The 24,427-nt window shown below is 65.0% G+C and carries 22 protein-coding genes; 14 read left to right on the top strand and 8 right to left on the bottom strand.

Annotated elements, in window-relative coordinates:
* On the top strand, positions 1-232 hold a 232-nt coding region (locus NG898_RS12025; protein ID WP_252692491.1), incomplete at its 5' end, for a hypothetical protein.
* 63 nt (positions 233-295) lie between these two features.
* On the opposite strand, the gene NG898_RS12020 is transcribed toward NG898_RS12025, so the two are convergent.
* Both NG898_RS12020 and NG898_RS12015 read right to left on the bottom strand, forming a co-directional pair.
* Positions 296-1,162 carry a CHAD domain-containing protein gene (locus NG898_RS12020; RefSeq protein ID WP_252692490.1) on the bottom strand — a complete coding sequence of 289 codons (867 nt, stop codon included), beginning with the start codon at positions 1,160-1,162 and terminating at the stop codon, positions 296-298.
* Positions 1,163-1,270: 108 nt separating this feature from the next.
* Positions 1,271-2,044, bottom strand: a complete 774-nt coding sequence (locus NG898_RS12015) for a DeoR/GlpR family DNA-binding transcription regulator (protein ID WP_092977108.1) — start codon at positions 2,042-2,044, stop codon at positions 1,271-1,273.
* Between the two features lie 143 nt (positions 2,045-2,187).
* Here NG898_RS12015 and glpD point away from each other — a divergent pair, with 143 nt between their 5' ends.
* The 8 genes from glpD to glpK all read left to right on the top strand — a co-directional run bounded on the left by glpD (position 2,188) and on the right by glpK (position 11,583).
* Positions 2,188-3,765, top strand: coding sequence for a glycerol-3-phosphate dehydrogenase (gene glpD, locus NG898_RS12010; protein ID WP_252692489.1), 1,578 nt, complete (start codon positions 2,188-2,190; stop codon positions 3,763-3,765).
* 64 nt (positions 3,766-3,829) lie between these two features.
* A complete protein-coding gene (locus NG898_RS12005; protein WP_252692488.1) occupies positions 3,830-4,948 on the top strand; it encodes an ABC transporter ATP-binding protein in 1,119 nt (372 codons plus the stop codon).
* The gene (locus NG898_RS12000; protein WP_252692487.1) at positions 4,935-6,032 is read left to right on the top strand and encodes an ABC transporter ATP-binding protein; all 1,098 of its coding nucleotides are present in this window, start codon (positions 4,935-4,937) and stop codon (positions 6,030-6,032) included. The genes NG898_RS12005 and NG898_RS12000 overlap by 14 nt, the downstream gene beginning before the upstream one ends.
* On the top strand, positions 6,029-6,919 hold the full coding sequence (locus NG898_RS11995) for a carbohydrate ABC transporter permease (RefSeq protein WP_004637132.1): 891 nt from the start codon (positions 6,029-6,031) through the stop codon (positions 6,917-6,919). The genes NG898_RS12000 and NG898_RS11995 overlap by 4 nt, the downstream gene beginning before the upstream one ends.
* Positions 6,912-7,745 (top strand): carbohydrate ABC transporter permease, encoded by an 834-nt coding sequence (locus tag NG898_RS11990; RefSeq protein WP_027680527.1) that lies wholly within the window; start codon positions 6,912-6,914, stop codon positions 7,743-7,745. Before NG898_RS11995 ends, NG898_RS11990 begins: the two co-directional genes overlap by 8 nt.
* A gap of 22 nt (positions 7,746-7,767) precedes the next feature.
* The gene (locus NG898_RS11985; RefSeq protein WP_027680526.1) at positions 7,768-8,049 is read left to right on the top strand and encodes a DUF2160 domain-containing protein; all 282 of its coding nucleotides are present in this window, start codon (positions 7,768-7,770) and stop codon (positions 8,047-8,049) included.
* A gap of 171 nt (positions 8,050-8,220) precedes the next feature.
* Positions 8,221-9,957, top strand: coding sequence for an ABC transporter substrate-binding protein (locus tag NG898_RS11980; protein WP_252692486.1), 1,737 nt, complete (start codon positions 8,221-8,223; stop codon positions 9,955-9,957).
* Between the two features lie 129 nt (positions 9,958-10,086).
* On the top strand, positions 10,087-11,583 hold the full coding sequence (gene glpK / locus NG898_RS11975; RefSeq protein ID WP_232041217.1) for a glycerol kinase GlpK: 1,497 nt from the start codon (positions 10,087-10,089) through the stop codon (positions 11,581-11,583).
* Positions 11,584-11,650: 67 nt separating this feature from the next.
* Here glpK and NG898_RS11970 read toward each other — a convergent pair whose 3' ends face one another.
* Positions 11,651-12,016 (bottom strand): hypothetical protein, encoded by a 366-nt coding sequence (locus tag NG898_RS11970; protein ID WP_252692485.1) that lies wholly within the window; start codon positions 12,014-12,016, stop codon positions 11,651-11,653.
* A gap of 192 nt (positions 12,017-12,208) precedes the next feature.
* Between NG898_RS11970 and NG898_RS11965 the strand changes: the two genes are divergently transcribed.
* A complete protein-coding gene (locus NG898_RS11965; RefSeq protein ID WP_252692484.1) occupies positions 12,209-12,835 on the top strand; it encodes a DUF1415 domain-containing protein in 627 nt (208 codons plus the stop codon).
* Positions 12,836-13,118: 283 nt separating this feature from the next.
* On the opposite strand, the gene NG898_RS11960 is transcribed toward NG898_RS11965, so the two are convergent.
* Positions 13,119-14,732 carry an OpgD/OpgG family glucan biosynthesis protein gene (locus tag NG898_RS11960; protein WP_252692483.1) on the bottom strand — a complete coding sequence of 538 codons (1,614 nt, stop codon included), beginning with the start codon at positions 14,730-14,732 and terminating at the stop codon, positions 13,119-13,121.
* A 276-nt stretch (positions 14,733-15,008) separates the two neighbouring features.
* On the opposite strand from NG898_RS11960, the gene NG898_RS11955 reads away from it, so the two are divergent.
* The gene (locus tag NG898_RS11955; protein ID WP_252692482.1) at positions 15,009-16,247 is read left to right on the top strand and encodes an AGE family epimerase/isomerase; all 1,239 of its coding nucleotides are present in this window, start codon (positions 15,009-15,011) and stop codon (positions 16,245-16,247) included.
* Positions 16,248-16,255: 8 nt separating this feature from the next.
* Positions 16,256-17,557 carry an MFS transporter gene (tcuC, locus tag NG898_RS11950; RefSeq protein WP_092977082.1) on the top strand — a complete coding sequence of 434 codons (1,302 nt, stop codon included), beginning with the start codon at positions 16,256-16,258 and terminating at the stop codon, positions 17,555-17,557.
* 664 nt (positions 17,558-18,221) lie between these two features.
* On the opposite strand, the gene NG898_RS11945 is transcribed toward tcuC, so the two are convergent.
* On the bottom strand, positions 18,222-19,313 hold the full coding sequence (locus tag NG898_RS11945) for an ABC transporter substrate-binding protein (protein WP_252692481.1): 1,092 nt from the start codon (positions 19,311-19,313) through the stop codon (positions 18,222-18,224).
* A 283-nt stretch (positions 19,314-19,596) separates the two neighbouring features.
* On the opposite strand from NG898_RS11945, the gene NG898_RS11940 reads away from it, so the two are divergent.
* Entirely contained in the window at positions 19,597-20,394 is a 798-nt protein-coding gene (locus tag NG898_RS11940) for an AraC family transcriptional regulator (protein ID WP_252692480.1), read from the top strand.
* Between the two features lie 29 nt (positions 20,395-20,423).
* Here the strand turns inward: NG898_RS11940 and NG898_RS11935 are convergent, their stop codons facing one another.
* Together NG898_RS11935 and NG898_RS11930 are read right to left on the bottom strand one after the other, a co-directional pair.
* Positions 20,424-21,722 carry an ATP-binding protein gene (locus NG898_RS11935; protein WP_252692479.1) on the bottom strand — a complete coding sequence of 433 codons (1,299 nt, stop codon included), beginning with the start codon at positions 21,720-21,722 and terminating at the stop codon, positions 20,424-20,426.
* 3 nt (positions 21,723-21,725) lie between these two features.
* Positions 21,726-22,457, bottom strand: coding sequence for a response regulator (locus NG898_RS11930; protein ID WP_252692515.1), 732 nt, complete (start codon positions 22,455-22,457; stop codon positions 21,726-21,728).
* A gap of 202 nt (positions 22,458-22,659) precedes the next feature.
* Between NG898_RS11930 and NG898_RS11925 the strand changes: the two genes are divergently transcribed.
* Complete coding sequence (locus NG898_RS11925; RefSeq protein WP_252692478.1) at positions 22,660-23,457, top strand: MipA/OmpV family protein; 798 nt, start codon at positions 22,660-22,662, stop codon at positions 23,455-23,457.
* A gap of 12 nt (positions 23,458-23,469) precedes the next feature.
* On the opposite strand, the gene NG898_RS11920 is transcribed toward NG898_RS11925, so the two are convergent.
* Positions 23,470-24,390, bottom strand: coding sequence for an alpha/beta hydrolase family protein (locus NG898_RS11920; protein ID WP_252692477.1), 921 nt, complete (start codon positions 24,388-24,390; stop codon positions 23,470-23,472).
* Positions 24,391-24,427: the final 37 nt, after the last annotated feature.

The following is a 24,427-nucleotide window of genomic DNA, read 5'->3' as shown; positions in this document are numbered from 1 at the left end:
TGCGTTGTCTGCAGCAGAGAAACGAGATTATGCAGAGCTTTTTCGTCGCTGTCAACAACTCGTCGAAGAATTTTTATCATCAACTCGCCGCCAACTACTCCTGAATTTCCAGCCAATCGCCAACCACTCAATCGACCGCAAACCCGCTCCACACCTACTTCTCCACCGCCTTAACCACACCGCCGTCCCTTTCGTTTCGGCACTGTCGTTTGCAGCGAGGGGCGAACTATAGGCGGGTTTCACGAACAGCGCAAGCCCTTTCTTTCTCCAGGGTCTTTTTGTCCTGCTTTCGGGGTTACGCCGCCTTATGGGACCGGATCCACCGCAAGCCCTTCGCCGCCCGCCCCCGCGCGGCGCGGGCGCGCTTGTGAAAGGCGCTCACTACAGACAGCGGTGGCGGCGCATCCAATACGCGGGCGACACATTCCAGGGAGACGCTTGCATCATGCACCTCGCCCAAGGCGTCTTGCAGTTTGCGCAAATGCTTCCGGTAACGCTTCGCCGCGTGGGCGCCGAGCGCCGGGTAGAACCCTTCATATAGATAGCGCCACTGCTTGGCGGCGATCCGGGCGCGATGCAGTCGCGGTGCAGACGACCGCCTGGGATGGCGCCCGCGACGGATCAACTTCTTTCGGAGCGCCTCGGCCCGAGCGCGAGCAAAAGGGAGATGCCGCTCCGACTCGCCTTCTATATGAAACGCGGCGACCGCCCGCTCCAGTTCGAGCAGCGTTTCCGGCACATCTGGCGAGGCAAGTTCGGCACGCAGCTCCTCCCAAGCTCGATTGCGCGCCTCTTTGGACTTGATGAGCGCCCTGTCCAACCAAGCCCGGCCGGCCTCGTCGCCATCAAGCAAGGACTGCTGAGCCGCCGGAAGCCAATCGGAAAGCAGCACATCCCATTCGCGCACAGGGCCCGTGGATGCGGCAAGCGCACGCAGGCGCGGCTTCCACTCTGCGGCAAAGCTGGCTGGCAGGACCGGCGCAAACGTCACCCAAGCCGAACGTAGACGGCGCAGCGTGACACGGAACTGGTGGAGATCTTCGTCGCTGGGGCTGGGGCTGGGCGCGGCCAGCTTGGCGAGGGCATCGCGCAGATCCGCGATGTGTTCGATAACGATGCCTGAGAAGACCGAAAGGATTGCCGCATGTGAGTGCTTGCTCACGATGCTCCCCGTGTGACGAGTTTGAATGACAGAGAGGCTCGCAAGGTGCGCGCCTTGTCATTTCACTGTAGTCGACGGGGCGAAGACTGAGGAACGTCAGATCAACGTTCAGAGCGTTTCGCTGGCGACAACCACATCGACCTCGGCGGCGCGGAAGACTTCGGCCATCGGCTCGGGCACGGGGACGTCGGTGAAGAACTTGTCGATCTGCGAGACGTGGCCCAGGCGGACGACGGCGCGGCGGCCGAACTTGGAGTGATCGGCGACGAGCCAGACCTCGCGCGACTGCTCGATGATGGCCTGGGCGACGCGTACTTCACGGTAGTCGTAGTCGAGCAGCGTGCCGTCTTCGTCGATGCTGGAGACGCCGATGATGCCGATGTCGACGCGGAACTGCTTCATGAAGTCGATGGTGGCTTCCCCGACGATGCCGCGGTCGCGGTTGCGTACGAGACCGCCGGCGACGATGACTTCGGCATCCGGGCTGCCGGAGAGGATCGACGCGACATTCAAGTTGTTGGTGATGACGCGCAGGCCGCGTGGCCCGTTCTGGCCGACGAGCGCCTTGGAAACCTCTTCGGTCGTCGTTCCGATATTGATGATGAGCGAGCGGCCGGGCTCGACGTGGCGCGCGACGACTTCGGCGATGCGGCGCTTGGCGTCGATGTGCAGGACCTGGCGCTGGTCGTAATCGATGTTCTCGACCGACGACGGCAAGCCGACGCCGCCGTGGTAGCGCGCGAGCAGGCGCTCGTCTTCGAGCTGCCGAATGTCGCGGCGAATGGTTTGCGTCGTGACGCCGAGCACGCGAGCAAGTGCGTCGACGGAGGCATCGCCGTGCTGGCGGACGTATTCGAGGATCTGGCGGTGTCGCGGAAGCATCAAGTCACGAAATGAACACAAACGAACACATATGAGCGGATTAGGCGATTCCCTATGTTGCTTTATTTTCGCCTTTCACTAAACTATCCGCCAACGCGTCACTATTCGCAAGAAAAGACGCGCAAATCAACAGATTCCAACCCATGCAACTCACTGACGCGTCGCATCTGGACTGTGATCTGCTGGTGGTCGGAGGCGGCATCAACGGCGTGGGAATCGCCCGGGATGCCGTGGGCCGTGGCCTGTCGGTGGTCTTGTGTGAAAAAGACGACCTGGCCCAGCACACCTCTTCGGCCTCAACCAAGCTGATCCACGGCGGGCTGCGCTACCTCGAATATTACGAATTCAGCCTGGTGCGCAAGGCTCTGCAGGAGCGCGAGGTGCTGCTGCGCATGGCGCCGCACATCATGTGGCCGCTGCGTTTCGTGATGCCGCACGATGCAGCGCAACGCCCGGCGTGGATGATCCGCGCGGGCCTCTTCCTCTATGACCATCTGGCGCGCCGACGCTTTCTGCCGGGTTCTGAGTCGATCAAGCTGGCGCAGCACCCGGCGGGTAAGCCGCTCAAAGCGGGCTACACGCGAGGGTTCGTCTATTCCGACGGCTGGGTCGACGACGCCCGGCTGGTGGTGCTCAACGCCCGCGACGCGGCGGACCGCGGGGCGCAGATTTTCACCCGCACGCGCTGCCTGAACGCCGAGCGCCGCGCCGATGGCTGGCATGCCTCGCTGGCTGGCCCTGACGGAATCCGGTCCGTGCGCGCCAAGGCGATCGTCAACGCTGCCGGGCCGTGGGCGGCGGAGTTCGCCCGCTCTGCGCACGCGCTGCCGAGCACGCGCGGCCTGCGCCTGATCAAGGGCAGCCACATCGTCGTGCGGCGCATGTTCGATCACCCGTTCGCCTACATCTTCCAGAACCCCGACGGGCGGATCGTCTTTGCGATCCCGTACCAGAACGAATTCACGCTGATCGGCACGACGGATCTGGAATACAAGGGCTCGGTGGACCAAGTGGCCATTGACGCGGACGAAATCCAATATCTGTGCGAAATGGCCAGCCGCTATTTCACCCAGCAGCTGACGCCGGCCGACGTGGTGTGGAGCTACTCGGGCGTGCGGCCGCTGCTGGACGACAGCGCTGCCAACGCCTCGGCCATCACGCGCGATTACCTGGTCGAATGCGAGACCGGCGCCGACGGCACCAGCGCACCGCTCGTCAACGTGTGGGGCGGCAAGATCACGACCTACCGCAAGCTGGCTGAAGAAGCGCTGGACCAGTTGGCCCCGCATCTGCCGCTGGCCGGCAAGCCTTCGTGGACGGCCACCGCATCGCTGCCGGGCGGCGATCTGGAAGCGCCAGGGCAGTTGGTTGCCGAATACACCTTCGACGATTTTGTGGCGCGCCTGCAAAAACGTTTGCCATGGCTTCCGACCCAGCTTGCGATGCGCTATGCGCACCAGTACGGCACGCGCCTGAACACGCTGCTGGCCGGCGCCACGCGGCTGGAAGAACTGGGCGCCGAAGTGACGCCTGGCCTGTATGAAGCCGAAATCCGTTACCTGATCGAACACGAATGGGCCCGCACAGCGCAGGACATCCTGTGGCGGCGGACCAAGCTGGGCCTGCACGCCAGCGATGCCGACCGCAGCCGCCTGGAAGGCTGGTTGGCGCGCCATCTGCCGGAAGGCGAGACCGCGCCAGTTGCGGAACGCGCGCCCTGACGCACCGGGCCGGGCGCGCGAGCAAGACATCAAGAAATCAAAGCAGTAAGACGGGAGACATCAATTGATTCTGGAACTGGACCAGGTTACGGCCATGGTCGGGGCGCAGACGCACCTATACCCGACCAGCCTGCGGCTGGCGCCCGGCGCCATCAACGTGCTGCTCGGGCCCACGCAGGCCGGCAAGACCACGCTGATGCGCATCATGGCCGGACTGGACCGGCCGACCACCGGCCGCGTCCTGGTCGACGGTAAGGACGTGACGGGCGTGGGGGTACGCGATCGCAATCTGGCGATGGTGTACCAGCAATTCATCAACTACCCGGCGATGACGGTGTACGACAACATCGCCTCGCCGCTGCGCCTGCAGGGCACCAATAAGGGCGAGATCGACTCGCGCGTGCGGGCCGTCGCCGCCAAACTGCACATCGAGCACCTGTTGCAGCGCCTGCCGGCGGAACTGTCAGGCGGACAGCAGCAGCGTTGTGCGCTGGCCCGGGCACTCGTCAAGCGGGCGCCGCTGGTGCTGCTGGACGAACCCCTCGTCAACCTCGACTACAAGCTGCGCGAAGAACTGCGTGCCGAGCTGGCATCGCTCTTTGCCGACGGCGGCACGACGGTCGTCTACGCCACCACCGAGCCGCAGGAAGCGCTGCTGCTGGGCGGCCACACCGTCGTCATGCATGAAGGCCGCGTGCTGCAGGACGGCCCCACGCTCGACATGTATGAAGTGCCGGTGTCGGTCAACGCGGCGGCCATTTTTAACGACCCGCCGATGAACGTGCTGGACGCCACCGTGGTTGAGGGCAACCAGATCCGGCTGCCGCAAGGCATTGACGTTGCATGGACGCGCCCGCTGCCGATGGCGGCCGGCACGCGCTGCCGCATCGGCCTGCGTCCGAGCCACATCCGCCTGTCGCCGCGCAATGCTGGCGCGGTTGCCCTGCCGGGCACGGTGGAGCTGGCCGAGTTGTCGGGTTCCGAAACGTATCTGCACGTGCGCGCGCACGCCACCGGCCAGTCGAACACGATCGGCCTGGTCGCGCAGCTGCCGGGGGTGCATCAGTTCGAATTGGGCGCGGCGCTGGACGTGTTTGTCGATCCGGCCGAACTGTTCCTGTTCGATGAAGCGGGCAAGCTGGTGAGCGCGCCCAAGCAGGGAGGCGCACATGGCGCGCATTGAATTCCGCAACCTGGGGCACAGCTATCGCCCGAATCCGCAAAACCTGAACGACTACGCGCTGCAGCCGATGAACATGACCTGGCGCGACGGCGGTGCGTATGCGCTGTTGGGCCCGTCGGGCTGCGGCAAGTCCACGCTGCTGAACATCATCTCCGGGCTGCTGACGCCGTCGGAAGGCCAAGTGCTGTTTGACGACCGCGATGTCACGCACGCCAGCCCGCGCGAGCGCAACATCGCGCAGGTGTTCCAGTTCCCGGTCATCTACGACACGATGACCGTGTTCGACAACCTCGCCTTCCCGCTGCGCAATCGCAAGACGCCGGAAGCCGAAGTGAAGAAGCGCGTGGAGGAAGTGGCCGAGATCCTCGAGCTGCAGCACGCGCTCAAGCGCCGCGCCTCGGGGCTGGCGGCCGACGCCAAGCAGAAGATCTCGCTGGGCCGCGGTCTGGTGCGCAAGGACGTGGCGGCCATCCTGTTCGACGAGCCGCTCACCGTCATCGACCCGCACCTGAAGTGGCAACTGCGTCGCCAGCTCAAAAAGATTCACCAGCAGCTCAAGCTCACGCTGATCTACGTGACGCACGACCAGGTGGAGGCGCTGACCTTTGCCGACGAGGTGGTCGTCATGACCGAAGGCAAGGTCGTGCAGCAAGGCGGCCCGGAAGCGCTGTTCGAGCGGCCGGACCACACCTTCGTCGGGTACTTCATCGGCAGTCCGGGCATGAACCTGTACCCGGTGACGGTGGATGGCGATGTGATCGCGCTGGGCGATCAACGTCTGTCAGTCGGCGGCGACACGCTGGCCACACTCAAGAACGCGAACGGCTCGCTCAAGCTCGGGATCCGCCCGGAATTCGTGCAACTGGCGGCGCCCGGAGAAGTCGGGACCGTGGCAGCCAACGTGCACCAGGTGCAGCAACTCGGTACGCACCAGTTGCTGACCGCCAGCCTGGGTGAGGCCGGCGGCCTGCCCATCAAGGCGAAGCTGCCGAACGAAGTGAGCGTGACCGAATCGCGCGTATGGCTGCGCCTGGATGCGCCGCAGACGCTGTATTACAGCAATGACGAGAGGATCGGCCGATGAACAAGCCGCTCAACAACAAGGCGTGGTTCCTGATCCTGCCGGTGTTCCTGTGCGTGGCGTTCTCCGCCATCCTGCCGCTGATGACGGTGGTGAACTACTCGGTGCAGGACATCATCAGCCCCGAGCAGCACGTCTTCGTGGGCGTGGACTGGTTCCGCCAGATCCTGCGCGACGGCGATCTGCAAGACGCGCTCACGCGCCAGTTGATCTTCTCGCTGTGCGTGCTGGCGGTGGAGATTCCGCTGGGCATCGGCCTGGCGCTGTCGATGCCGTCAAAGGGCTGGAAGGCATCGGCCGCGCTGGTGGTGCTGGCCATGCCGCTGCTGATTCCCTGGAACGTGGTGGGCACGATCTGGCAGATCTTCGGGCGCTCCGATATCGGCCTGGCCGGCTACTGGCTCAACCAGATGGGCATCGATTACAACTACACGTCGCACTCGTTCGATGCATGGATCACCGTGTTGATCATGGACGTGTGGCACTGGACGCCACTGGTGGCGCTGCTGGCGTATGCCGGGCTGCGTTCGATTCCGGATGCGTTCTACCAGGCAGCGGAGATTGACGGCGCCAGCCGCCTGGCCGTGTTCCGCTACATCCAGCTGCCGAAGATGCGCGGCGTGCTGATGATCGGCGTGCTGCTGCGCTTCATGGACAGCTTCATGATCTACACCGAGCCGTTCGTGCTGACTGGCGGCGGCCCCGGCAATGCCACGACGTTCCTGTCGCAGTACCTGACGCAGAAGGCGGTCGGCCAGTTCGACCTGGGCCCGGCGGCGGCATTCTCGATCGTGTACTTCCTCATCATCCTGCTGTTCTGCTTCGTCCTCTACAACTGGATGCAGCGCATGGGCAGCGCCAGCACGGCCGTGGGAGACGACCATGCCTAAGCAGAACAACAACAACGAGCACAAGCGCAAGATTGCTCGCGCGATCACGCTGGCGGTGTATGTGGCATTTGCCGTACTGCCGCTGTACTGGATGTTGAGCATGTCGCTCAAGACCAACGAGGAGACGCTGGCCGGCTTCTCGATCTGGCCGAAGCTCGTCACGTTCGACAACTACAAGATCATCTTTACCGACCCGTCGTGGTACTGGGGTTACATCAACTCCATCATCTACGTGACGATGAACACGGTGCTCTCGACCGTGGTGGCGCTGCCGGCGGCCTATGCCTTCTCGCGCTACCGCTTCCTGGGCGACAAGCACATGTTCTTCTGGCTGCTGACGAACCGCATGACGCCGCCCGCGGTGTTCCTGCTGCCGTTCTTCCAGCTGTATTCGACGGTCGGCCTGATGGACACGCACCTGGGCGTGGCGCTGGCGCACATGCTGTTCAACGTGCCGCTGGCGGTGTGGATTCTCGAAGGCTTCATGTCAGGCATCCCGCGCGAGATCGACGAGACGGCCTACATCGATGGCTACAGCTTCCCCAAGTTCTTCCTGAAGATCTTCCTGCCGCTGATCAAGGCCGGCGTGGGCGTGACGGCGTTCTTCTGCTTCATGTTCAGCTGGGTGGAACTGCTGCTCGCGCGCACGCTCACCTCGGTCGACGCCAAACCCATCACGGCGGTGATGACGCGCACGGTGTCGGCCTCGGGCATGGATTGGGGCGTGCTGGCCGCAGCCGGTGTGCTGACGATCATTCCGGGCGCCCTGGTGATCTGGTTTGTGCGGAACTACATCGCGAAGGGTTTCGCGATGGGCCGCGTCTAAAACAAGAACGGGAGACACAGCCATGTTCAGCTGGATGGCCTGGACGCCCGAGGTGGCGATCTTCTTCGGCTGCATCGCCTTGATGCTGGCCAGCATGACGGTGTGGGAAGTGGTTCGGCCCACGGTGGAGCGCAAGGGCTTCCTGCCCATTGCCACCACGCGCGGCGACCGCCTCTTCATCGGCCTGCTCACCGCGGCCTATATCAACCTGGCGTGGGTTGGGCTCACGTCGGAAGAGACCAGCGCCTGGGGCGGTTTCATCGCCTCGATGGTGGTGCTGGTGATCGTGATGTGGCGCGGCTGATGCGCCATTGATGTACTTGAATTTGCAAGTCCGGTGGCATCGGCACAGGTTGATGCTTCCACGCCCAAATTGACGTACGGGCACAGGCATTCCATCACGCTCCCCGCGTCGGAATGCCGGATGTTTTCGCTGCGGGGAGAACAACAAGCCAACAAGCACGAGGAGATACCGATGAAAACATCCTGGCGCATGACGCTTCAGATCAGTGCCATTGCACTGGCGAGCGCCCTGGCAGTCGGCGCAGCCCATGCCGGCGAAGCCGAAGCCAAGAAGTGGATCAGCAGCGAATTCCAGCCCAGCACGCTGTCGCAAGACAAGCAGATGGCGGAAATGAAGTGGTTCATCGACGCCGCAGCCAAGCTCAAGGCCAAGGGCGTGACCGAGATCCACGTCGTGTCGGAAACGCTCGACACACACGCGTATGAATCGAAGACGCTGGCCAAGGCCTTCGAAGAAATCACCGGCATCAAGGTCAAGCACGACATCATGCAGGAAGGCGATGTCGTCGAAAAACTGCAGACCTCGATGCAGTCGGGCAAGAGCATCTATGACGGCTGGATTTCCGACTCCGACCTGATCGGCACGCACTACCGCTATGGCGTGGTGATGCCGCTGTCGGACTACATGGCCGGCGAAGGCAAGGAATTCACCAACCCGGGCCTGGACCTGAAGGATTTCATCGGCACAAGCTTCACCACCGCGTCGGACGGCAAGCTGTATCAGCTGCCCGACCAGCAGTTCGCCAACCTGTACTGGTTCCGCGCCGACTGGTTCGCCCGCAAGGACCTGCAGGACAAGTTCAAGGCCAAGTACGGCTACGACCTCGGCGTGCCCGTCAACTGGACGGCCTATGAAGACATCGCCAACTTCTTCACGAACGACGTGAAGGAACTGGACGGCAAGCGCGTCTACGGCCACATGGATTACGGCAAGAAGGATCCGTCGCTGGGCTGGCGCTTTACCGATGCGTGGCTGTCGATGGCCGGCTCCGCCGACAAGGGCATCCCGAACGGCCTGCCGGTCGACGAATGGGGCATCCGCGTGGAAGGCTGCGCTCCGGTAGGCGCCTCGATGTCGCGCGGTGGTGCCACCAACAGCCCGGCTGCGGTGTACGCCCTCACCAAGTACATTGACTGGATGAAGAAATTTGCCCCGCCCGAGGCGACCGGCATGACCTTCAACGAAGCCGGCCCGGTGCCCGCACAAGGCCACATCGCCCAGCAGGTGTTCTGGTACAGCGCCTTCACCGCGCCGATGACCAAGCCGGGCCCGGTCGTCAACGCCGACGGCTCGCCGAAGTGGCGCATGGCCCCGTCGCCGCACGGCCCGTACTGGAAGGACGGCATGCAGAACGGCTACCAGGACGTCGGCTCGTGGACGTTCTTCAAGTCCACCCCGTTTGAGCGCCGCTCGGCCGCGTGGCTGTACGCGCAGTTCGTCACGTCGAAGACCGTGTCGCTCAAGAAGTCGATCACCGGCCTCACGTTCATTCGTGACTCCGATATCCACAGCGACTACTTCACCAAGAACGCAGCCAAGTACGGCGGCCTGATCGAGTTCTACCGCAGCCCGGCTCGCGTGGCCTGGACGCCGACCGGCAACAATGTGCCCGACTATCCGAAGCTGGCACAGCTCTGGTGGAAGAACGTCGCCACGGCCGTCACGGGCGAGAAGACCCCGCAGGGCGCGATGGACAACCTGGCCAAGGAAATGGACCAGGTGATGGGTCGCCTGCAGCGCGCCGGCATGAAGAACTGCGCGCCGAAGCTGAACCCGGAAAGCGATCCGTCGAAGTGGCTGTCGACCGAACACGCCCCGTGGAAGAAGCTCGACAACGAGCGTCCGAAGGGTGAGACGGTGGCCTACGACAAGCTGCTCGCCGCATGGAAGGCTGGCAAGGTGCGCTGATCACGCGCAGCCCGCGGGGCGCCGGTCTTTGACGACGGCCACCCGCGGGCTACCATGCTTGTTTCCGTTTCATCCACTGTCGGGCAGGCCACACCCTGACCGTGTCCGACAGTCATCAGACTCTGCCTTATGGAATATCTCCTCGCGCTCGACCAGGGCACGTCCAGCTCACGCGCCATCGTCTTCAACCGCGCCGGCCAGATCGTCGCCAGCGCCCAGCAGGAGTTTCCCCAGCATTTTCCGCAGCCCGGCTGGGTCGAGCACGATCCGTTCGACATCTGGAACAGCCAGCTCGCCACCTGCCGCGCCGCACTCGAACAAGCCAAGCTCTCCGCCGCCGACATGGCGGCGCTTGGCATCACCAACCAGCGCGAAACCACGATGGTGTGGGAACGCGCCACGGGCAAACCGATCTTCAACGCCATCGTCTGGCAGGACCGCCGCACGGAAGCCATCTGCGAACGCCTGCGCGCCGAGGGCCTGGAAGACGAGGTGCGCAAGCGCACCGGCCTGATCATCGATCCGTATTTTTCAGCCACCAAGCTGCGCTGGATTCTCGACCACGTGGATGGCGCCCGCGAGCGCGCCGCACGTGGCGAACTCGCCTTCGGCACCATCGACAGCTGGCTGGTGTGGCAACTCACGCGCGGCCGCCTGCATGTGACCGACGTATCGAACGCTTCCCGCACGATGCTGTGGAACATCCACACCGGCGAGTGGGATGCTGACCTGATGCGCGCGCTCGACATCCACCCGAGCCTGTTGCCCGAGGTGCATCCGTCTGCGTATCAATTTGGGCAGACCGATGCCGACTGGCTCGGCGCCTCGCTCACCATCGGCGGCATTGCCGGTGACCAGCAATCCGCCCTCTTCGGCCAAGCGTGCTTCAAGCCCGGCATGGCCAAGAACACCTACGGCACCGGCTGCTTCATGCTGCTCAACACGGGCGACAAGGCGGTCCAGTCGCACAACGGGCTGATCAGCACGGCGGCCTGTCAGAGCGGCCCGAAACGCAGCTACGCGCTCGAAGGCAGCGTGTTCGTGGGCGGCGCGGTGGTGCAGTGGCTGCGCGACGGGCTGCGCGCCATCCAGCGCTCCGCCGACGTCGAAGGCCTGGCCGCCTCGGTGCCCGATTCTGGCGGCGTGGTGTTCGTGCCGTCGTTCACGGGCCTCGGTGCGCCGTACTGGGATCCAACCGCACAAGGCGCCATCGTGGGCCTCTCGCGCGGCACGACCATCGGCCACATCGCCCGAGCCGCACTGGAGTCGATTGCCTTCCAAAGCACCGCGCTGCTGCAAGCCATGACGCGCGATGCCGTTTCCACCATCTCGGAACTGCGCGTCGATGGCGGCGCATCGGCCAACAACCTGCTGCTGCAGTTCCAGGCGGATTTGCTCGGCATTCCGGTCGTGCGCCCCGAGATCATCGAAACCACTGCGCTCGGCGCGGCTTACCTGGCTGGCATCGCCACCGGCTTCTATCAGGGGGAGGACGAAGTCGCCCAGCAATGGCGTGCTTCGCGTACCTTCCACCCCGTGATCAGCCGCGACGAGGCGGCGCATCGCATCGCCCAGTGGGAAATGGCCGTCGCGCAGGTCCGTCTTCCGACAACACGCGGGCACTGACGGCGGACGCAACAGGCAGAAAAAAAGGCGACCCTCGGATCGCCTTTTTTCATGTTCGGCCGGCGGCTTACTTGCCTTCGCTGCTCGGCGTCTGGGCAGGGCCGCCTTGTTCGCTCATGGCTTCCTTGCGCTTGGCGCGGGCTTCCTTCTTCTCGGCCTTGCGGTTGGCCTTGGCGGCCTTCTTCTCTTCCCTGTACGCGGCCTTGGCGTCGGACTTGCGGGCCTTGTATTCGTCGCTGGCAGCCTTGTCGTCAATGCGCTTCTGCACCAGCGGGTCAGACGACGAGGTGGCCGGCCCGCCTTGTGGGGCGGCCTGCACGGTGCCGGTGGTCTGCGGAGAAGTCTGCGGTGCCGGCGTCATCTGTGCGAAAGCAGCCGACGCAGCAAACGTGGCGGCCACGGCGAGGGCGGTTTTCAGGCGCAGTTCAATCATGGTTGAGCTCCTTCTTTTACAAAAACACGGAATGGACTGACCACATAAGCGGCGCGCAAAGCACCCGAAGTGATCTCGGCGCACATCAAGGGCGCGCGCCGGACGTTGCAAATCACAACACCCATTCCGTCGCAAGAAGCGCTCCCACACCATCGACTACACTGCGCGCTGGCTCATCCCTCCCCGCACGCCGTGTCCAATCACGCCCTCGATTTCGTCTTGCTCGATCCACCCGCCGATGTCCTCAACTTGGACGCGGATGCCGCCGCCCGTCATGTCGCGACCGTGCAGCGCTGGCTGGAAGATGCCGTCATCGGCCTGAACCTGTGCCCCTTCGCCAAGGCCGTGCACGTCAAGCGGCAGGTTCGATACGCCGTCAGCCGCGCCACGATGGACGGCGACGTGCTCGACCACCTGCGTGCCGAAGCCGACCTGCTGCACGCCACGCCCGCCGCACAGATCGACACCACGCTGCTGATCGTCCCCGCCCTGACCGACTTCCTCGATTTCCACTCGCTCACGGAACGCGCCGAATCGCTGCTCGCTAAAGCCGGCTACGAAGGCGAATTGCAACTGGCCAGCTTCCACCCCCACTTCGTCTTCGCCGATGCCGACCCAGACGACATCGCCAACGCCACCAACCGCGCGCCCGTCCCCATCCTGCACCTGCTGCGCGAAGACAGCATCGCCCGCGCCGCCGCAGCCGTACCCGACGCAGCGGACATCTACGAACGCAATATCGCGACGATGGAAAAGCTGGGCCCGGAAGGCTGGGCAGAAATGGCAAAGAAGTTCGGCAAGATAGCGCCCCGCGACTAACCAACTGACCAAAGGCAGCGACGGTTTGGCCGTTGATGCCCTAGATGGCGCCTTGAATTTCTGTTGCAGGGAGGAAAAAGAAGGGAGGCCTGTCTGAGCGCAGCGAGTTTGCCTCCCTTCCCTCCCTGCGACATAAATTCAAGGAATCTTTCGCCATCTCGGGCGCGCCTTTCTTTGCTTACTTTCTTTGGCAAGACAAAGAAAGTGAGTCGCCCCCGGCAGGGGGTGAAACAAGGGATAGACCGGCACCAGCCATAAAAGCCGACGCCCCAAGAAACCAGTCTCACACGCCCCGATCCACCGGCGGCGTCCACTGATACGCCCAAGTCTCAGACAGCAACCTCTCCCCCGACTGCAACGTCAGCAACAACTCGATCGGCGCATTGCTGGCATCCGGCACCACATCAAACATCGCCCGGACACCGTCAATGCTCGCCAGCGGCCGCGCCGATGCAATCTCTACCCGTCCACGCGAGGCTCGGATGACCGGCTCCACGGTGGAGCCCGCGGTGCTGCGCCCCAGCCGCGACAGCTCGCCGCCCGCAAAATCCACCACGAACCGCCAGGAGAAGTATTTGCGCGCCTGCCCCACCACGCCGCCAATGCCCGTGCGCGTGGCTACCACCCGCGCCAGCGGTGAGGCCGCTGCAGGCTGCGCGCCCCACGTCAGCCGATAGCCGAACGCCAGCTCCTGCCCCGCATGCGGCGCCACGGCCGGTCTCCAGAACGCGACGATGTTGTCGAAGGTTTCATCGTTGGCCGACAGTTCCACCAATTCGACCGCGCCCTCACCCCAGTCGTGCGTGGGCTCCACCCACACACTTGGGCGCTTCTCGTAGAACACGCCGTCATCCTGGTAATGATCGGGATTGCGGTCACGCTGCAGCAGGCCGAAGCCGCGCGGGCTGTCGTCGGCAAAGCGCTGGCTGCGCAGCATCGGCGGATTGGCCAGCGGCCGCCAGACCCACTCGCCGGAGCCGCGCCAGATGGCCAGACCGTCGGAATCATGGATTTCCGGGCGCCAGTCTGATGCCCGCCATCGGCGCGCGGCGCTGTGGCGATCCCCGGCACGGTCGGTGCGGTCGTTTTCGCCGTAGAGGAACATGCTGGTCAGTGGCGCGATGCCAAGGCGCTCGATGGGCTTGCGCACGTAAAGCGTGGCGGCCACGTCCATCACCAGCGTGTCGCCGGGGCGGATGTCGAAGCGGTAAATGCCGGCCACGCTGGGGGAATCGAGCAACGCGTAGACGCGCAACGTATCGGCGTCGGCGGCCGGGCGCACCAGCCAGAATTCGGTGAAGTCCGGAAACTCTTCTGCGCGGGGCAGGCCGGTATCGATCGCCAGCCCCCGCGCTGACATGCCGTACTGCCACTGCCCCCCGACGGCACGAAAGTAGCTTGCCCCCAGGAAGGCGGCCACATCGCGCGTCGGGTCCGCCTTGGTGGTCAGCCGAAAGCCGGCAAAGCCGAGACCGGCCGGCAACGCCTGGTGATCCAGCCCGCTCTTGCCGTAATCGAACATGGCGGGGTCGTAGGCAATTAAGCGAGCTTGGCCGTCGACCACCTCGTGCATCTGCACGGCCGATTTGAAGAACAGCCCCAGATGGAAGAACTTGGCCTCGAACGGCAAGTGCTGTCCGGCCCACAAGGCGTGGTCAGGGCGATAGCCGATGGACTGGTAGCCGTCCCAGTCCAGTGCGGCCAGCGGCTTGGGCAACTGCGTGCTTCGGGGCCGGTACGGCCCTGCAGCCAAGGCTCGGGCACGCGCCAGCAGGCGCGCTTCGTCGAAGGGTTCGGCAGCGCCAGCGGCGGAGCCGGGCGCGGCACTGCGAGACAAACCAGGAGCCAGGGCAAGCAGCCCGGCGGCCAACTGCTTGAGCAGGTCGCGACGGTGCATGGATCGGGGCAGGACCAGGGGGTGAGCCAGGGATGATTCATCTTCGCACAACCCACGCCCGGGCAGCATCCGGTAAAAACCTTTCATTGGACCCACAACCCTGCGCCATGACCGGGATTGCGCCCGTTGTGCGTGGCGCAGGGCAGCTAGTTGGAGCACAATCCCGGGTCTGTTCACATGTACAACGCAAGTACGTCGCCTATGGTGAACAGAACAGATCCGAGCAATCGGCCTGGTTGAAACGGGTCGACGCCCGCCACGATCATCACGGCGCACATGCTTTCACAATCCTCCACGCCCCCGCTGCCCGATACGGCCACCGAACTGTCCGCTGACATTGCGGCTGCCCTGGAATCATTCGGCCGCTATTACGACGACGTTCTGCTGCCCATGTGGCTCGGCCCGGGCTGGAACGCGCAGGCCGGTCTCTGCTATGAGGCGCTCGTCGTCGACAACGGCGCGCTGGTGCCGGCGTCAACCGCGCGCTATCGGGCGATGGCATGTGCGCGGCAGCTGTATACCTTCGCGCGCGCCACACAGCTCTCCAAGCGCCACCGCGATCTCTGCGCCGAACGTGCCGCCGCGCTGTGCCATGCACTGGACACGCGCTTTCGCGACACGATTCACGGCGGCTGGCTGTTTGCGATCGACAGCGCGCTGGCCCCGCACGACGCGACCAAGGATCTGTACACACACGCCTTCGTGCTGTTTGCCGCTGCACATTGGCTGGCCTTGAGCGAAGACCCGCGTGCCGCCGCGCTGATGCACGACGCGCACGACGTGATCGCGCGCAGCTTCGCGCGGGCCGGGGCCAAACCGCTGCCGGTCGCATCCATGGACGGCACGTTCAGCACCACGCTGACCGGTGTCGCGCAGAACCCCGTGATGCATCTGACCGAGGCCTACCTGGCCGCCGCCGCGCTGGACGAACCGCCCGCCTGGGCCGAGGCCGGCGTGCACACGCTGGCTGAAGGCATCCTCGCGCGCTTCATCGACACGCGCACGGGCAGCATCGCCGAGTTGCCGGTTGACGAGGCCAGCACCGACAACCGCATCGAACCCGGTCACCAGTTCGAATGGTTTTATCTCGTACGCGCACACGCCGACGTCTTTATGCGCTCCGAAGCCGGCCGCCATCTGGCCGAAAGCCTCGCCCGCGCGGTGGACGCGGCCTGCGCCGACGGCGTGGATGCCGACACCCAGGGCGTGTGCCTGTCACTCAATCTGGACGGCACGATGCGCGACGCCAGCCAGCGCATCTGGGCACAGACCGAATACGGCCGCGCCCTCGCGCTGTGCACGGAAACGCAAGGTGCCATGCTCGCGCGCCTGCTGCCGGCGTGGTCGGCGCGCTTCCTGCACGCACAAGGCTGGAACGAGGTGATCGACCCCGCCGGCCAGCGCCTGCGCGCCGACATGCCGTCGAGCACGCCGTACCACATCACCACCTTTTACGAGGCGGCCTGCAGTTCGCTGTCCGGCTCGCCCGCACGTTGTACCCAAGCTGTTGAGTGAGACCCATCATGCATACCTCCAACCCCAACGAATCCAAGGCCCGCACCGTCTTCCGGGTGGTCAGCGGCAACTTCCTGGAGATGTACGACTTCATGGTCTACGGCTATTACGCCAAGGCCATTGCCGACACCTTCTTCCCCGCCGGCAACGAGTTCCTCTCGCTGATGCTGTCGCTGGTGACTTTTGGCGCCGGCTTCCTGATGCGCCCGCTGGGCGCGATCTTCCTGGGCGCGTACATCGACCGTCACGGCCGCCGCACGGGCCTGATCGTCACGCTCGCGCTCATGGCCTGCGGCACGCTGCTGATCGCGCTGGTGCCCGGCTACGCCACCATCGGGCTGGCGGCGCCGCTGCTGGTGCTGATCGGCCGGTTGCTGCAGGGCTTCTCGGCCGGCGTGGAGCTGGGCGGCGTATCGGTTTACCTGGCCGAAATCGCCACCCCGGGCAAGAAGGGCTTCTTTGTGAGCTGGCAATCGGCCAGTCAACAAGTGGCCGTCATGTTTGCCGCGCTCTTGGGCGTGCTGATGTCGTACCTGCTGCCGCCGTCTGAGATGAGCGCATGGGGCTGGCGCGTGCCGTTCCTGATCGGCTGCCTGATCGTGCCGTTCCTGTTCATCATCCGCCGCTCGCTGCAAGAAACGGAAGAGTTCCAGAAGCGCAAGCACCGTCCGGACCTGGCCGCCGTGTTCCGCTCGATGGGCCAGAACTGGCGCCTGGTGGGCGCGGGCACGCTGATGGTCGTGATGACCACGGTGTCGTTCTACCTGATCACCGCCTACACGCCGACCTTCGGCAAGAGCGTGCTGCATCTGTCGGACATGGACAGCCTGATCGTCACGCTGTGCGTGGGCGCCTCGAACTTCTTCTGGCTGCCGGTGATGGGCGCCGTGTCTGACCGCGTCGGCCGCCGCCCGCTGTTGATCCTCTTTACCGTCCTGATGCTGGTGACGGCGTACCCGGCCATGCAGTGGCTGGTTGCCGCACCGTCGTTCGCCCGCATGCTGACCGTGCTGCTGTGGCTGTCGTTCCTGTATGGCAGCTACAACGGCGCGATGGTCGTCACGCTGACCGAGATCATGCCGCCGGAAGTCCGCACCACGGGCTTCTCGCTGGCGTACAGCCTGGCCACGGCCATCTTCGGCGGCTTCACTCCCGCGATTGCCACATGGCTGATCCACGAGACGGGCAACAAGGCCATGCCTGGCGTGTGGGTGTCGTTTGCCGCGCTGTGCGGGTTGATTGCCACGCTGGCGATCGTCAAGCCGGCGGGCAGGCATGAGCATGGGGCGGGCACGGCGCCTGTGGCCTGACCGACATCGTGGATGAATGAACGCCTCTCGGAGTGGAATCTCTGAGAGGCGTTTTGCTTTGTGCTTTTTGGCTTTCTGCGGGGATTTTTTTGTTGGTGGTCCATCCCCCTTTCGTTCCCTGCCGGGACCGACTCACTTTTCTTTGTCTTGCCAAAGAAAAGTAAGCAAAAGAAAGGCGCGCCCGAGATGGCGACTTCCCCTTGAATTTGTGTGACCGTGCGGGGAAGGAGGCAAACTCGCTGCGCTCAGACAAGCCTCCTTCCTTGATCCGCCCGCTCACAAAAATTCAAAGCGCCATCAAGGGCTCAACGTCAAAAGAGAAAGGCCAACCCATCGCGCGGTTGGCCTTTGTCGTTCTGCGAGTGCTCAGACGGTTTGGCTGTTGTCCTTTGACTTTCCTGCCCTAGATGGCGCCTTGAATTTCTGTTGCAGGGAGGAAAAAGGAAGGGAAACTGTCTGAGCGAAGCGAGTTTTTCCCTTCCCCTCCCTGCGACATAAATTCAAGGAATCTTTCGCCATCTCGGGCGCGCCTTTCTTTGCTTACTTTTCTTTGGCAAGACAAAGAAAGTGAGTCAGCCCCGGCAGGGGATGAAACAAGGGATGCACCACCAACAAAGACCCCCCGCTCCTTCCCACTTCCAACCCCATCATCGCAGCGCGGGCGTTACTGAATCACCAGCCCATTCGGCCCCACCACGCCCAGCTCCACATAGTGCGAGCCCGGCCGCGTGCGGTCGGAAAAGTCCACCATAAAGCCGCCACCCACATCGAAATTGCGCAAGTGGGCCAGCTCGCGGCGCACTTGGTCGCGCGTGGGCTTGGGGCCGGCACGGCGCACGGCTTCGGCCAGCACCTTGGCTGCCACAAAGCCTTCCACCGCCCGGAATGAAAGTTCGACATCTCTGGCACCCACGGCGGCGCGTGCGCGGTTGAACTCTCGGATGACGGGGTTGACGCTCTTGCCCGGGTTCGGCATGACAAGCGCGAGGGAATAGCCGCGCACCGCATCGATGCCGGCCACCTTGAGCAGGATGCCCGGATCGATGGACGACAGCCCCAGGATCTGCGCACCACCACCGCGCGCGCGGTATTGCTTGATGAACTGTGCGGCGGGCTCTGCCGTGGCGCCCAGGAAAATGGCTTGCACATCGGTGCCGAGCAGCTTGTCGACAGCGGCGCTCACCGAGGCCGTATTGCGCGGGTACGAGGCGGTGGCTGCAATCGTCAGCTTGTGGGGCTTGAGCGTGCGCTCCACGCCCGCCAGCACTTCCCTGCCCAGCGCATCGTCCTGATACAACACCCCGATACGCGTAACGCCGATGGTGACGAGCGCGCCTACCATCTTGTCCATCTCCTGCTGGTAGCTGGCCTTGATGGGGAAGACCAGCGGATCGCCGGTCATGCTGGAGGCACCCGTGGCGGGCCCGACCAGCGGCAGATTGGCTTCGGCCAGCACGCCGCTGCGCATGAGCGCTTCCACATTGGCAGTGCCGACCACGGTGAGCGCCGCCACGGGGTTGTCGATCTTGGCCATGTCGCGCACGTTGCGCAGGGTCTGCTCGACCTTCTGCTCGTCGTCGCGGGCGACCAGGCGGATGGTCTCGCCATTGATGCCGCCGTCGAGATTGAGCCAGTCGAAATACAGCCGTGCCCCGGCATTGAGCGCCCGCCCCGTCGCGGCTTGCGTGCCCGACAGCGGCAATGATTGGATGATGCTGATGTCGGCGCGGGCGGCCGGCGCTGTCAGCGCAGCCATGCATGCCACACACGTGGCAAGCGCGGCCCACGGCCGCAACCATCCCATCGCCCCGCGCGCCCCCCGGCTACGCGTGTGATTTCCCGTTTGCATTGTTCGCACCCATGTCGCCGCGTGCCTCGTGGGCAACGGCGTTTTTTGTCGAGACCGCTTGAGCGATCCGCTTTGTTGTGTGGCGCCAGATATCTCCAGCGCCGGGCGATAGCCTGCCATCGACATCTGGCTTCGACAAGTCCTGTCGGCGCATTTACACTGGCCCGACCATTTCTGTCGCAAACCCGCCATGCCACAGCGCATCCTGCCCACCGATATCGAAGGCCGCACACCGCCCTCAGCGGCGCATCCGGTGCGGCTCTACACGCGGCAGATGGAAGCCAATACGCGGTTCCCGCGCCACACGCATCCATGGGCGCAGGTGGCGTATAGCCACAACAGTGTGCTGCGCGTGCAGGCCGGCGACACCGCCTGGGTGGTACCGCCCTCGCGAGCGATCTGGATTCCGCCCGGCATCGAGCATGAGGTGTGGGTGGTCGAGGCCGCTTTCCTGCGTACGCTGTATGCCGACCCGTCCGTGGTGACGGGCACGCTCGCGCAGTGCCGCGTGATGGAGGTGTCGCCGCTGCTGCGCGAGCTGATTGCCGCGATGGACGTGCGCCAGCCGCTGCCGGCCGCGCGCGAGCAGGCGCTGGCCATGCTCATCCTCGACGAGCTGCGCCGCAGCGCCCCGCTGCCGCTCGATCTGCCCATGCCCGCCGACAAGCGCCTGCGCGCCCTGTGCGAACGCGTGATGGCCGACCCTGGCACCTCTCTCACCTTCGACGCACTCGCCAGCGATGTCGGCGCCAGCGCCCGCACGCTGGCGCGGCGCTTCCGGGACGAGCTGGGCGTGAGCTTTTCGCAGTGGCGCCAGCAGGCCGTGCTCGCCAGCGCCATCCCGATGATGTCGCAGGGGATGCCGTTATCGCGCGTGGCACAGGAGCTGGGCTACAACAGCCAGAGCGCGTTCTCGGCGATGTTCCGCCGGGCGTTCGGCAGCAGCCCGAGCGCGTTTCTGCATCGACCGGGCGGCGACGACGCCTAGCCCCCAAAGTGGAGGCGATCCTGCCGCACCTACAGCGGCGGAATTTCCATCGCAGGCAGCAGCACCGCAAAGCGCGCACCGCCGGCCGTTGCGGCATCCAGACGGACGTCGCCGCCATGCACCAGCGCAATACGCCGCACGATCGCCAGCCCTAGGCCGAAGCCTCCGGTGTGGCGGTCACGGCTGGCGTCCAGGCGCAGGAACGGCTCGAACACGCGCGCGCGGTCCGGCTCGGGAATGCCAGGGCCATCGTCTTCCACCGTCAGGCGCAGCGCACCGGCGGGGCCCGCTTCGGCGCGGATGGTGATCGTGTTGCTGGCATAGCGCGCGGCATTGCGGATCAGGTTGAGCAGCGCACGCGCCAGCAGTCGCGGGTCGCACACGTGATGCGCGGGGGCGGCATCGGCATGCACGGCCAGGGTGAGCTGGCGATCGGCCACGTCGTTGGCGACGCTGGCGACCACGCTGTCGAGCCATTCACCCACGGCCACGCGCATCAGCACGAGGTGCATGGCGCCCTGCTCCAGGCGGCTCAACGCCAGCAGCTCGCTCACCAGTTCATCAAGTTCGCGCACATCGCGGCGCAGCGCATCGAGCCGCACGTTGCGCTGTGCTTCCGACACCGGCGACTGCAGCAGCGCAATGCCGAATTCCAGCCGTGCAATCGGCGTCTTCAGCTCGTGCGAGATGCCGTTCATCATCTCGCGCTGGTGCTGGATCGAGCCCTGGATGCGCTCGGCCATCTCGTCGAACTGGCGCGCCAGCGCATACACGTTCGAGCGCTTGCGCAAATTGGCGCGTGTCGCCAGCTTGCCAGCGCCGAAGCCGCGCGCGGCGTCTTCCAGCACGCGCAGGTCGCGCCAATGCATCCAGACCCAGAGCAGCAGCGGCAGGAGCGCGGCAATGGCGATCAGCGAATAGGCGATCAACTGGATACCGAGGTAGTCCATGTCCTCGCTGTGGGCGTGCAACACGCTGCCGTCGCGCAGTGGCAGGTAGTAATCCTTGCCGTTGGTCATCAGCACGAGCTTGTGCTCAGCCAGATCACGCCGCTGCTGCGCCGAGAAATCCGGCACGGTATCCGCGTCGATGATGTCGAATTTCTCCCACGCATTCTTGTTCAAACGCGCGATGGCGGCATCGCGCCCGTCGGAGCCCGCGTGATCCAGGTAGTCCTGCAGCACGAAGGCGTAACCCTTGCGCACCTCGCGCTCGCCGTGGGTGAGTGTGTCGTGGAACAGCCAGACGAACGACTTATTGACGCCGATAAGCGCCAGCGCCGCGGCCACCACGACCATTGCGTACAGCTTCAGTAACGACTTGAGCACGGCTCAGTCCTCCCACGCCGACGGGCTGAACAGATAGCCGCGTCCCCAGATCGTCTTGATCTTGTGCGGCTCGGGCGAGGCATCGCCAAAGCGGCGGCGCAGGCGTGAGATGCCGGAGTCGACGGTACGGTCCAGTCCGTCGAACTCGATGCCGCGCAACTGCTTGAGGATGTCGTCGCGGCTGAGCACGGTGCCGGCCGCACGCGCCAGGATCAGCAACAGGTTGAACTCCGCCGTCTTGAGGTCGACCGGCTGGCCGCGCCACGTGACGGTGCGGTTGGGCGGCGAGATGGCAAGTTCGCCAAAGACGAGCGTGTCGTCGCGCGGCGCCACCGGCTCGGAGGTCGACATGACCGGCGTCGAACGGCGCAGCAGCGCGCGGGCCCGGGCGACGAGCAGGCGCGGCTCGATGGGCTTGAGCACGTAGTCGTCGGCGCCGATTTCCAGCCCGGCCACCTGGTCGTACGTGTCGACACGCGCGGTCAGGATCAGCACCGGCACGCGCGAGAACGCGCGGATGCGCCGGCACACTTCCATGCCGTCCATGTGCGGCAGCATCAGGTCGAGGATCACCAGCGCGGGCTGGTGTTCACGCACGGCGGCCACGGCAATGTCGCCGCGGCGCACGACTTCAACTGCAAATTCATAGTTGCCCAGGTATTCGCTAACGAGCTGTGCGAGACGGTCGTCGTCTTCGATCAGCAACACCTTGGTCTTGAGCGGCGCGTCGGTCATCGCGTTCATCGCCCGTACCCCCGTTTCTTCTTGTGTTGGCGCGCAGTGTACGGCGCCCGCCTTGCGAGCGGATGGGCCGGAGAAACTTGCAGACACTCGCGCACAATTGCGCACAACTTCCCGGCAATTTCCAGACAGACGTGCGTGTGGCACCTCGCCAGACTGCGGGCTCTCTCTCAAGAGGTCCAACAAGAGGTCCTACATGCTCAATCGTCTCTCCCCGCGGTTTTCCTTCGTTTATCTGGCCGTGCTCTCTGGCATGTGGCTGCCGCCGTCTTCGGTGTATGCCGATGAATCGTCGTATTCGCTGTCGCTCAACGCGGGCGTGGCGCCACGCTATCAGGGCAGCAAGGAGTACACCGTAACGGCCGGCCCGGGCTTCCGGGCAGATTTCGGCAACGGCTGGTTCATCGACCCGACCCAGGGCGGCGCGGGTTATGCCATCCGCTTCCTGAACGGCATGTTCGCTTCGGCCGCGCTGTCGTACGACCCGGGCCGCTCCGACACCAACCGTTACGGCCGCCCCGGCTCGGATCACCTCAAGGGCATGGGCACCGTCAAGGGCTCGCTGCTGGGCGTGTTCACGGTGGGCGGCAAACTCATCGGCGACACCACGGGCAGCGCCACGCTGGAAGTGCCCATCACCCACCGCGAGCGCGGCTGGTCGGGCCACATTGACGTGGCGGCGCCGGTCGTGAGCTGGGGCAGCGACAAGATCACCGTGAGCCCCAGCCTGCATTTCGGCTCCAGCAAGTACATGCAGACGTACTTCGGGGTGACGCCGCAGCAGTCGGCCAACAGCGGCTTCGCCGAGTACAGCGCGAGCAGCGGCCTGCAAGCGGCCACGCTCACGGTGGCCTGGACGCATACGTTCTCCCGCCACTGGGCGGTGCAGACGGCGGTGGGCACCTCACGCCTGCTGGGCAACGCGGCCAAGAGCCCCATCGTGCAGAACAAGCAGAGCTACTTTGGCGGCACGGGCCTCGTCTACACCTTCTGAGCGGGCCCTCAATCAAGCGAGAGCATCGAGCCACGCCACGGTTTCGCGCCACCACGGCGCGCCGGACGATGCCCGGAAGAAGCCCATGTGGCCGACACCCTTGGCGCCCAGCGCAGCGCCGCTCACCTGGCGGCGCGTGACGCGGGTGGCAGGAAACTGCGCGATGAGCGCGTCGACGGCGCTGGCCGGCGCCATCGGATCATCGTCAAACCCCCAGGCGAGGAGCGGCACGGCAAGCCTCGGATAGCGCGAGGTATCCAGCCCGGCACGCGGCCCGAAGATGTAGCCGCGCCAGCGGGCAAAGCGCGCCCAATCACCCAGGATGGCAGCCGGAATCGACATCGGCCCCATGCCGACGGCCGCCAGCGGCAGCATGCCGCCGCGCACGCGCGCCACCGCCAAGGGAATCCGCACACGCAGCAGCCAGGCAAAGTGCGGACGGGCCAGCGGCCCGCGCCACGGCCACAACCGCGCATCTGCCAGCGGGACCGCCACGTGCACCAATGCATCGGCATGCACGATGTGTGGCGCCAACCCCGCCAGTTGCCCGCCCGCGCTGTGACCGAGCACCACCAGCCTGCGGCCGCCGCAGCCCTCGGGGACGAGCGTGTCGTGCACCCATTTCAGCACGGCGTCGATGTCCTGCCGGCCCCAATCGGCAAAGCGCGGCGTGCCCGGGCCGGTCGCCACTGCCTCACCAATGCCGCGGTAGTCGAACGTCACCACACGCCAGCCCGCCAGGCACAGCCCGCGCGCAAAGGCCGCGTAGAACTGGCGTGGCACGCCCAGCGCCGAGCAGATCACCACCGTGCCGTGCGCGCCTAGCCCAGGGCTGGTGACCGTCACGGGCAGCGTCCAGCCGTCGGCTGTGCGAACGTGGTCGTCGCGGGTGGGAAGGGCATCGGCGGGGTAGTCGATCGGTTCGCGCTGCATGGGCACTCCGCTCGGGGGGTCGGGATGGAGCCAGTAT

Origin of the sequence: Ralstonia mojiangensis, from assembly GCF_023955645.1 — a bacterium.
In the GTDB taxonomy this organism is placed as follows: domain Bacteria; phylum Pseudomonadota; class Gammaproteobacteria; order Burkholderiales; family Burkholderiaceae; genus Ralstonia; species Ralstonia mojiangensis.
Note: the sequence above shows the minus strand (reverse complement) of the source record. Positions and strands in the feature narration are given on the sequence as shown.

Coding starts and splice junctions, on each gene's coding strand:
- NG898_RS11940 (WP_252692480.1), top strand. CDS start 19,597: ATGCCACAGCGCATCCTGCCCACCGATATCGAAGGCCGCACACCGCCC.
- NG898_RS11980 (WP_252692486.1), top strand. CDS start 8,221: ATGAAAACATCCTGGCGCATGACGCTTCAGATCAGTGCCATTGCACTG.
- NG898_RS11960 (WP_252692483.1), bottom strand. CDS start 14,732: ATGCACCGTCGCGACCTGCTCAAGCAGTTGGCCGCCGGGCTGCTTGCC.
- NG898_RS11925 (WP_252692478.1), top strand. CDS start 22,660: ATGCTCAATCGTCTCTCCCCGCGGTTTTCCTTCGTTTATCTGGCCGTG.
- NG898_RS11930 (WP_252692515.1), bottom strand. CDS start 22,457: ATGACCGACGCGCCGCTCAAGACCAAGGTGTTGCTGATCGAAGACGAC.
- NG898_RS11985 (WP_027680526.1), top strand. CDS start 7,768: ATGTTCAGCTGGATGGCCTGGACGCCCGAGGTGGCGATCTTCTTCGGC.
- NG898_RS11990 (WP_027680527.1), top strand. CDS start 6,912: ATGCCTAAGCAGAACAACAACAACGAGCACAAGCGCAAGATTGCTCGC.
- tcuC (WP_092977082.1), top strand. CDS start 16,256: ATGCATACCTCCAACCCCAACGAATCCAAGGCCCGCACCGTCTTCCGG.
- NG898_RS11970 (WP_252692485.1), bottom strand. CDS start 12,016: ATGATTGAACTGCGCCTGAAAACCGCCCTCGCCGTGGCCGCCACGTTT.
- NG898_RS12000 (WP_252692487.1), top strand. CDS start 4,935: ATGGCGCGCATTGAATTCCGCAACCTGGGGCACAGCTATCGCCCGAAT.
- glpK (WP_232041217.1), top strand. CDS start 10,087: ATGGAATATCTCCTCGCGCTCGACCAGGGCACGTCCAGCTCACGCGCC.
- NG898_RS11995 (WP_004637132.1), top strand. CDS start 6,029: ATGAACAAGCCGCTCAACAACAAGGCGTGGTTCCTGATCCTGCCGGTG.
- glpD (WP_252692489.1), top strand. CDS start 2,188: ATGCAACTCACTGACGCGTCGCATCTGGACTGTGATCTGCTGGTGGTC.
- NG898_RS11920 (WP_252692477.1), bottom strand. CDS start 24,390: ATGCAGCGCGAACCGATCGACTACCCCGCCGATGCCCTTCCCACCCGC.
- NG898_RS11945 (WP_252692481.1), bottom strand. CDS start 19,313: ATGGCTGCGCTGACAGCGCCGGCCGCCCGCGCCGACATCAGCATCATC.
- NG898_RS12015 (WP_092977108.1), bottom strand. CDS start 2,044: ATGCTTCCGCGACACCGCCAGATCCTCGAATACGTCCGCCAGCACGGC.
- NG898_RS11955 (WP_252692482.1), top strand. CDS start 15,009: ATGCTTTCACAATCCTCCACGCCCCCGCTGCCCGATACGGCCACCGAA.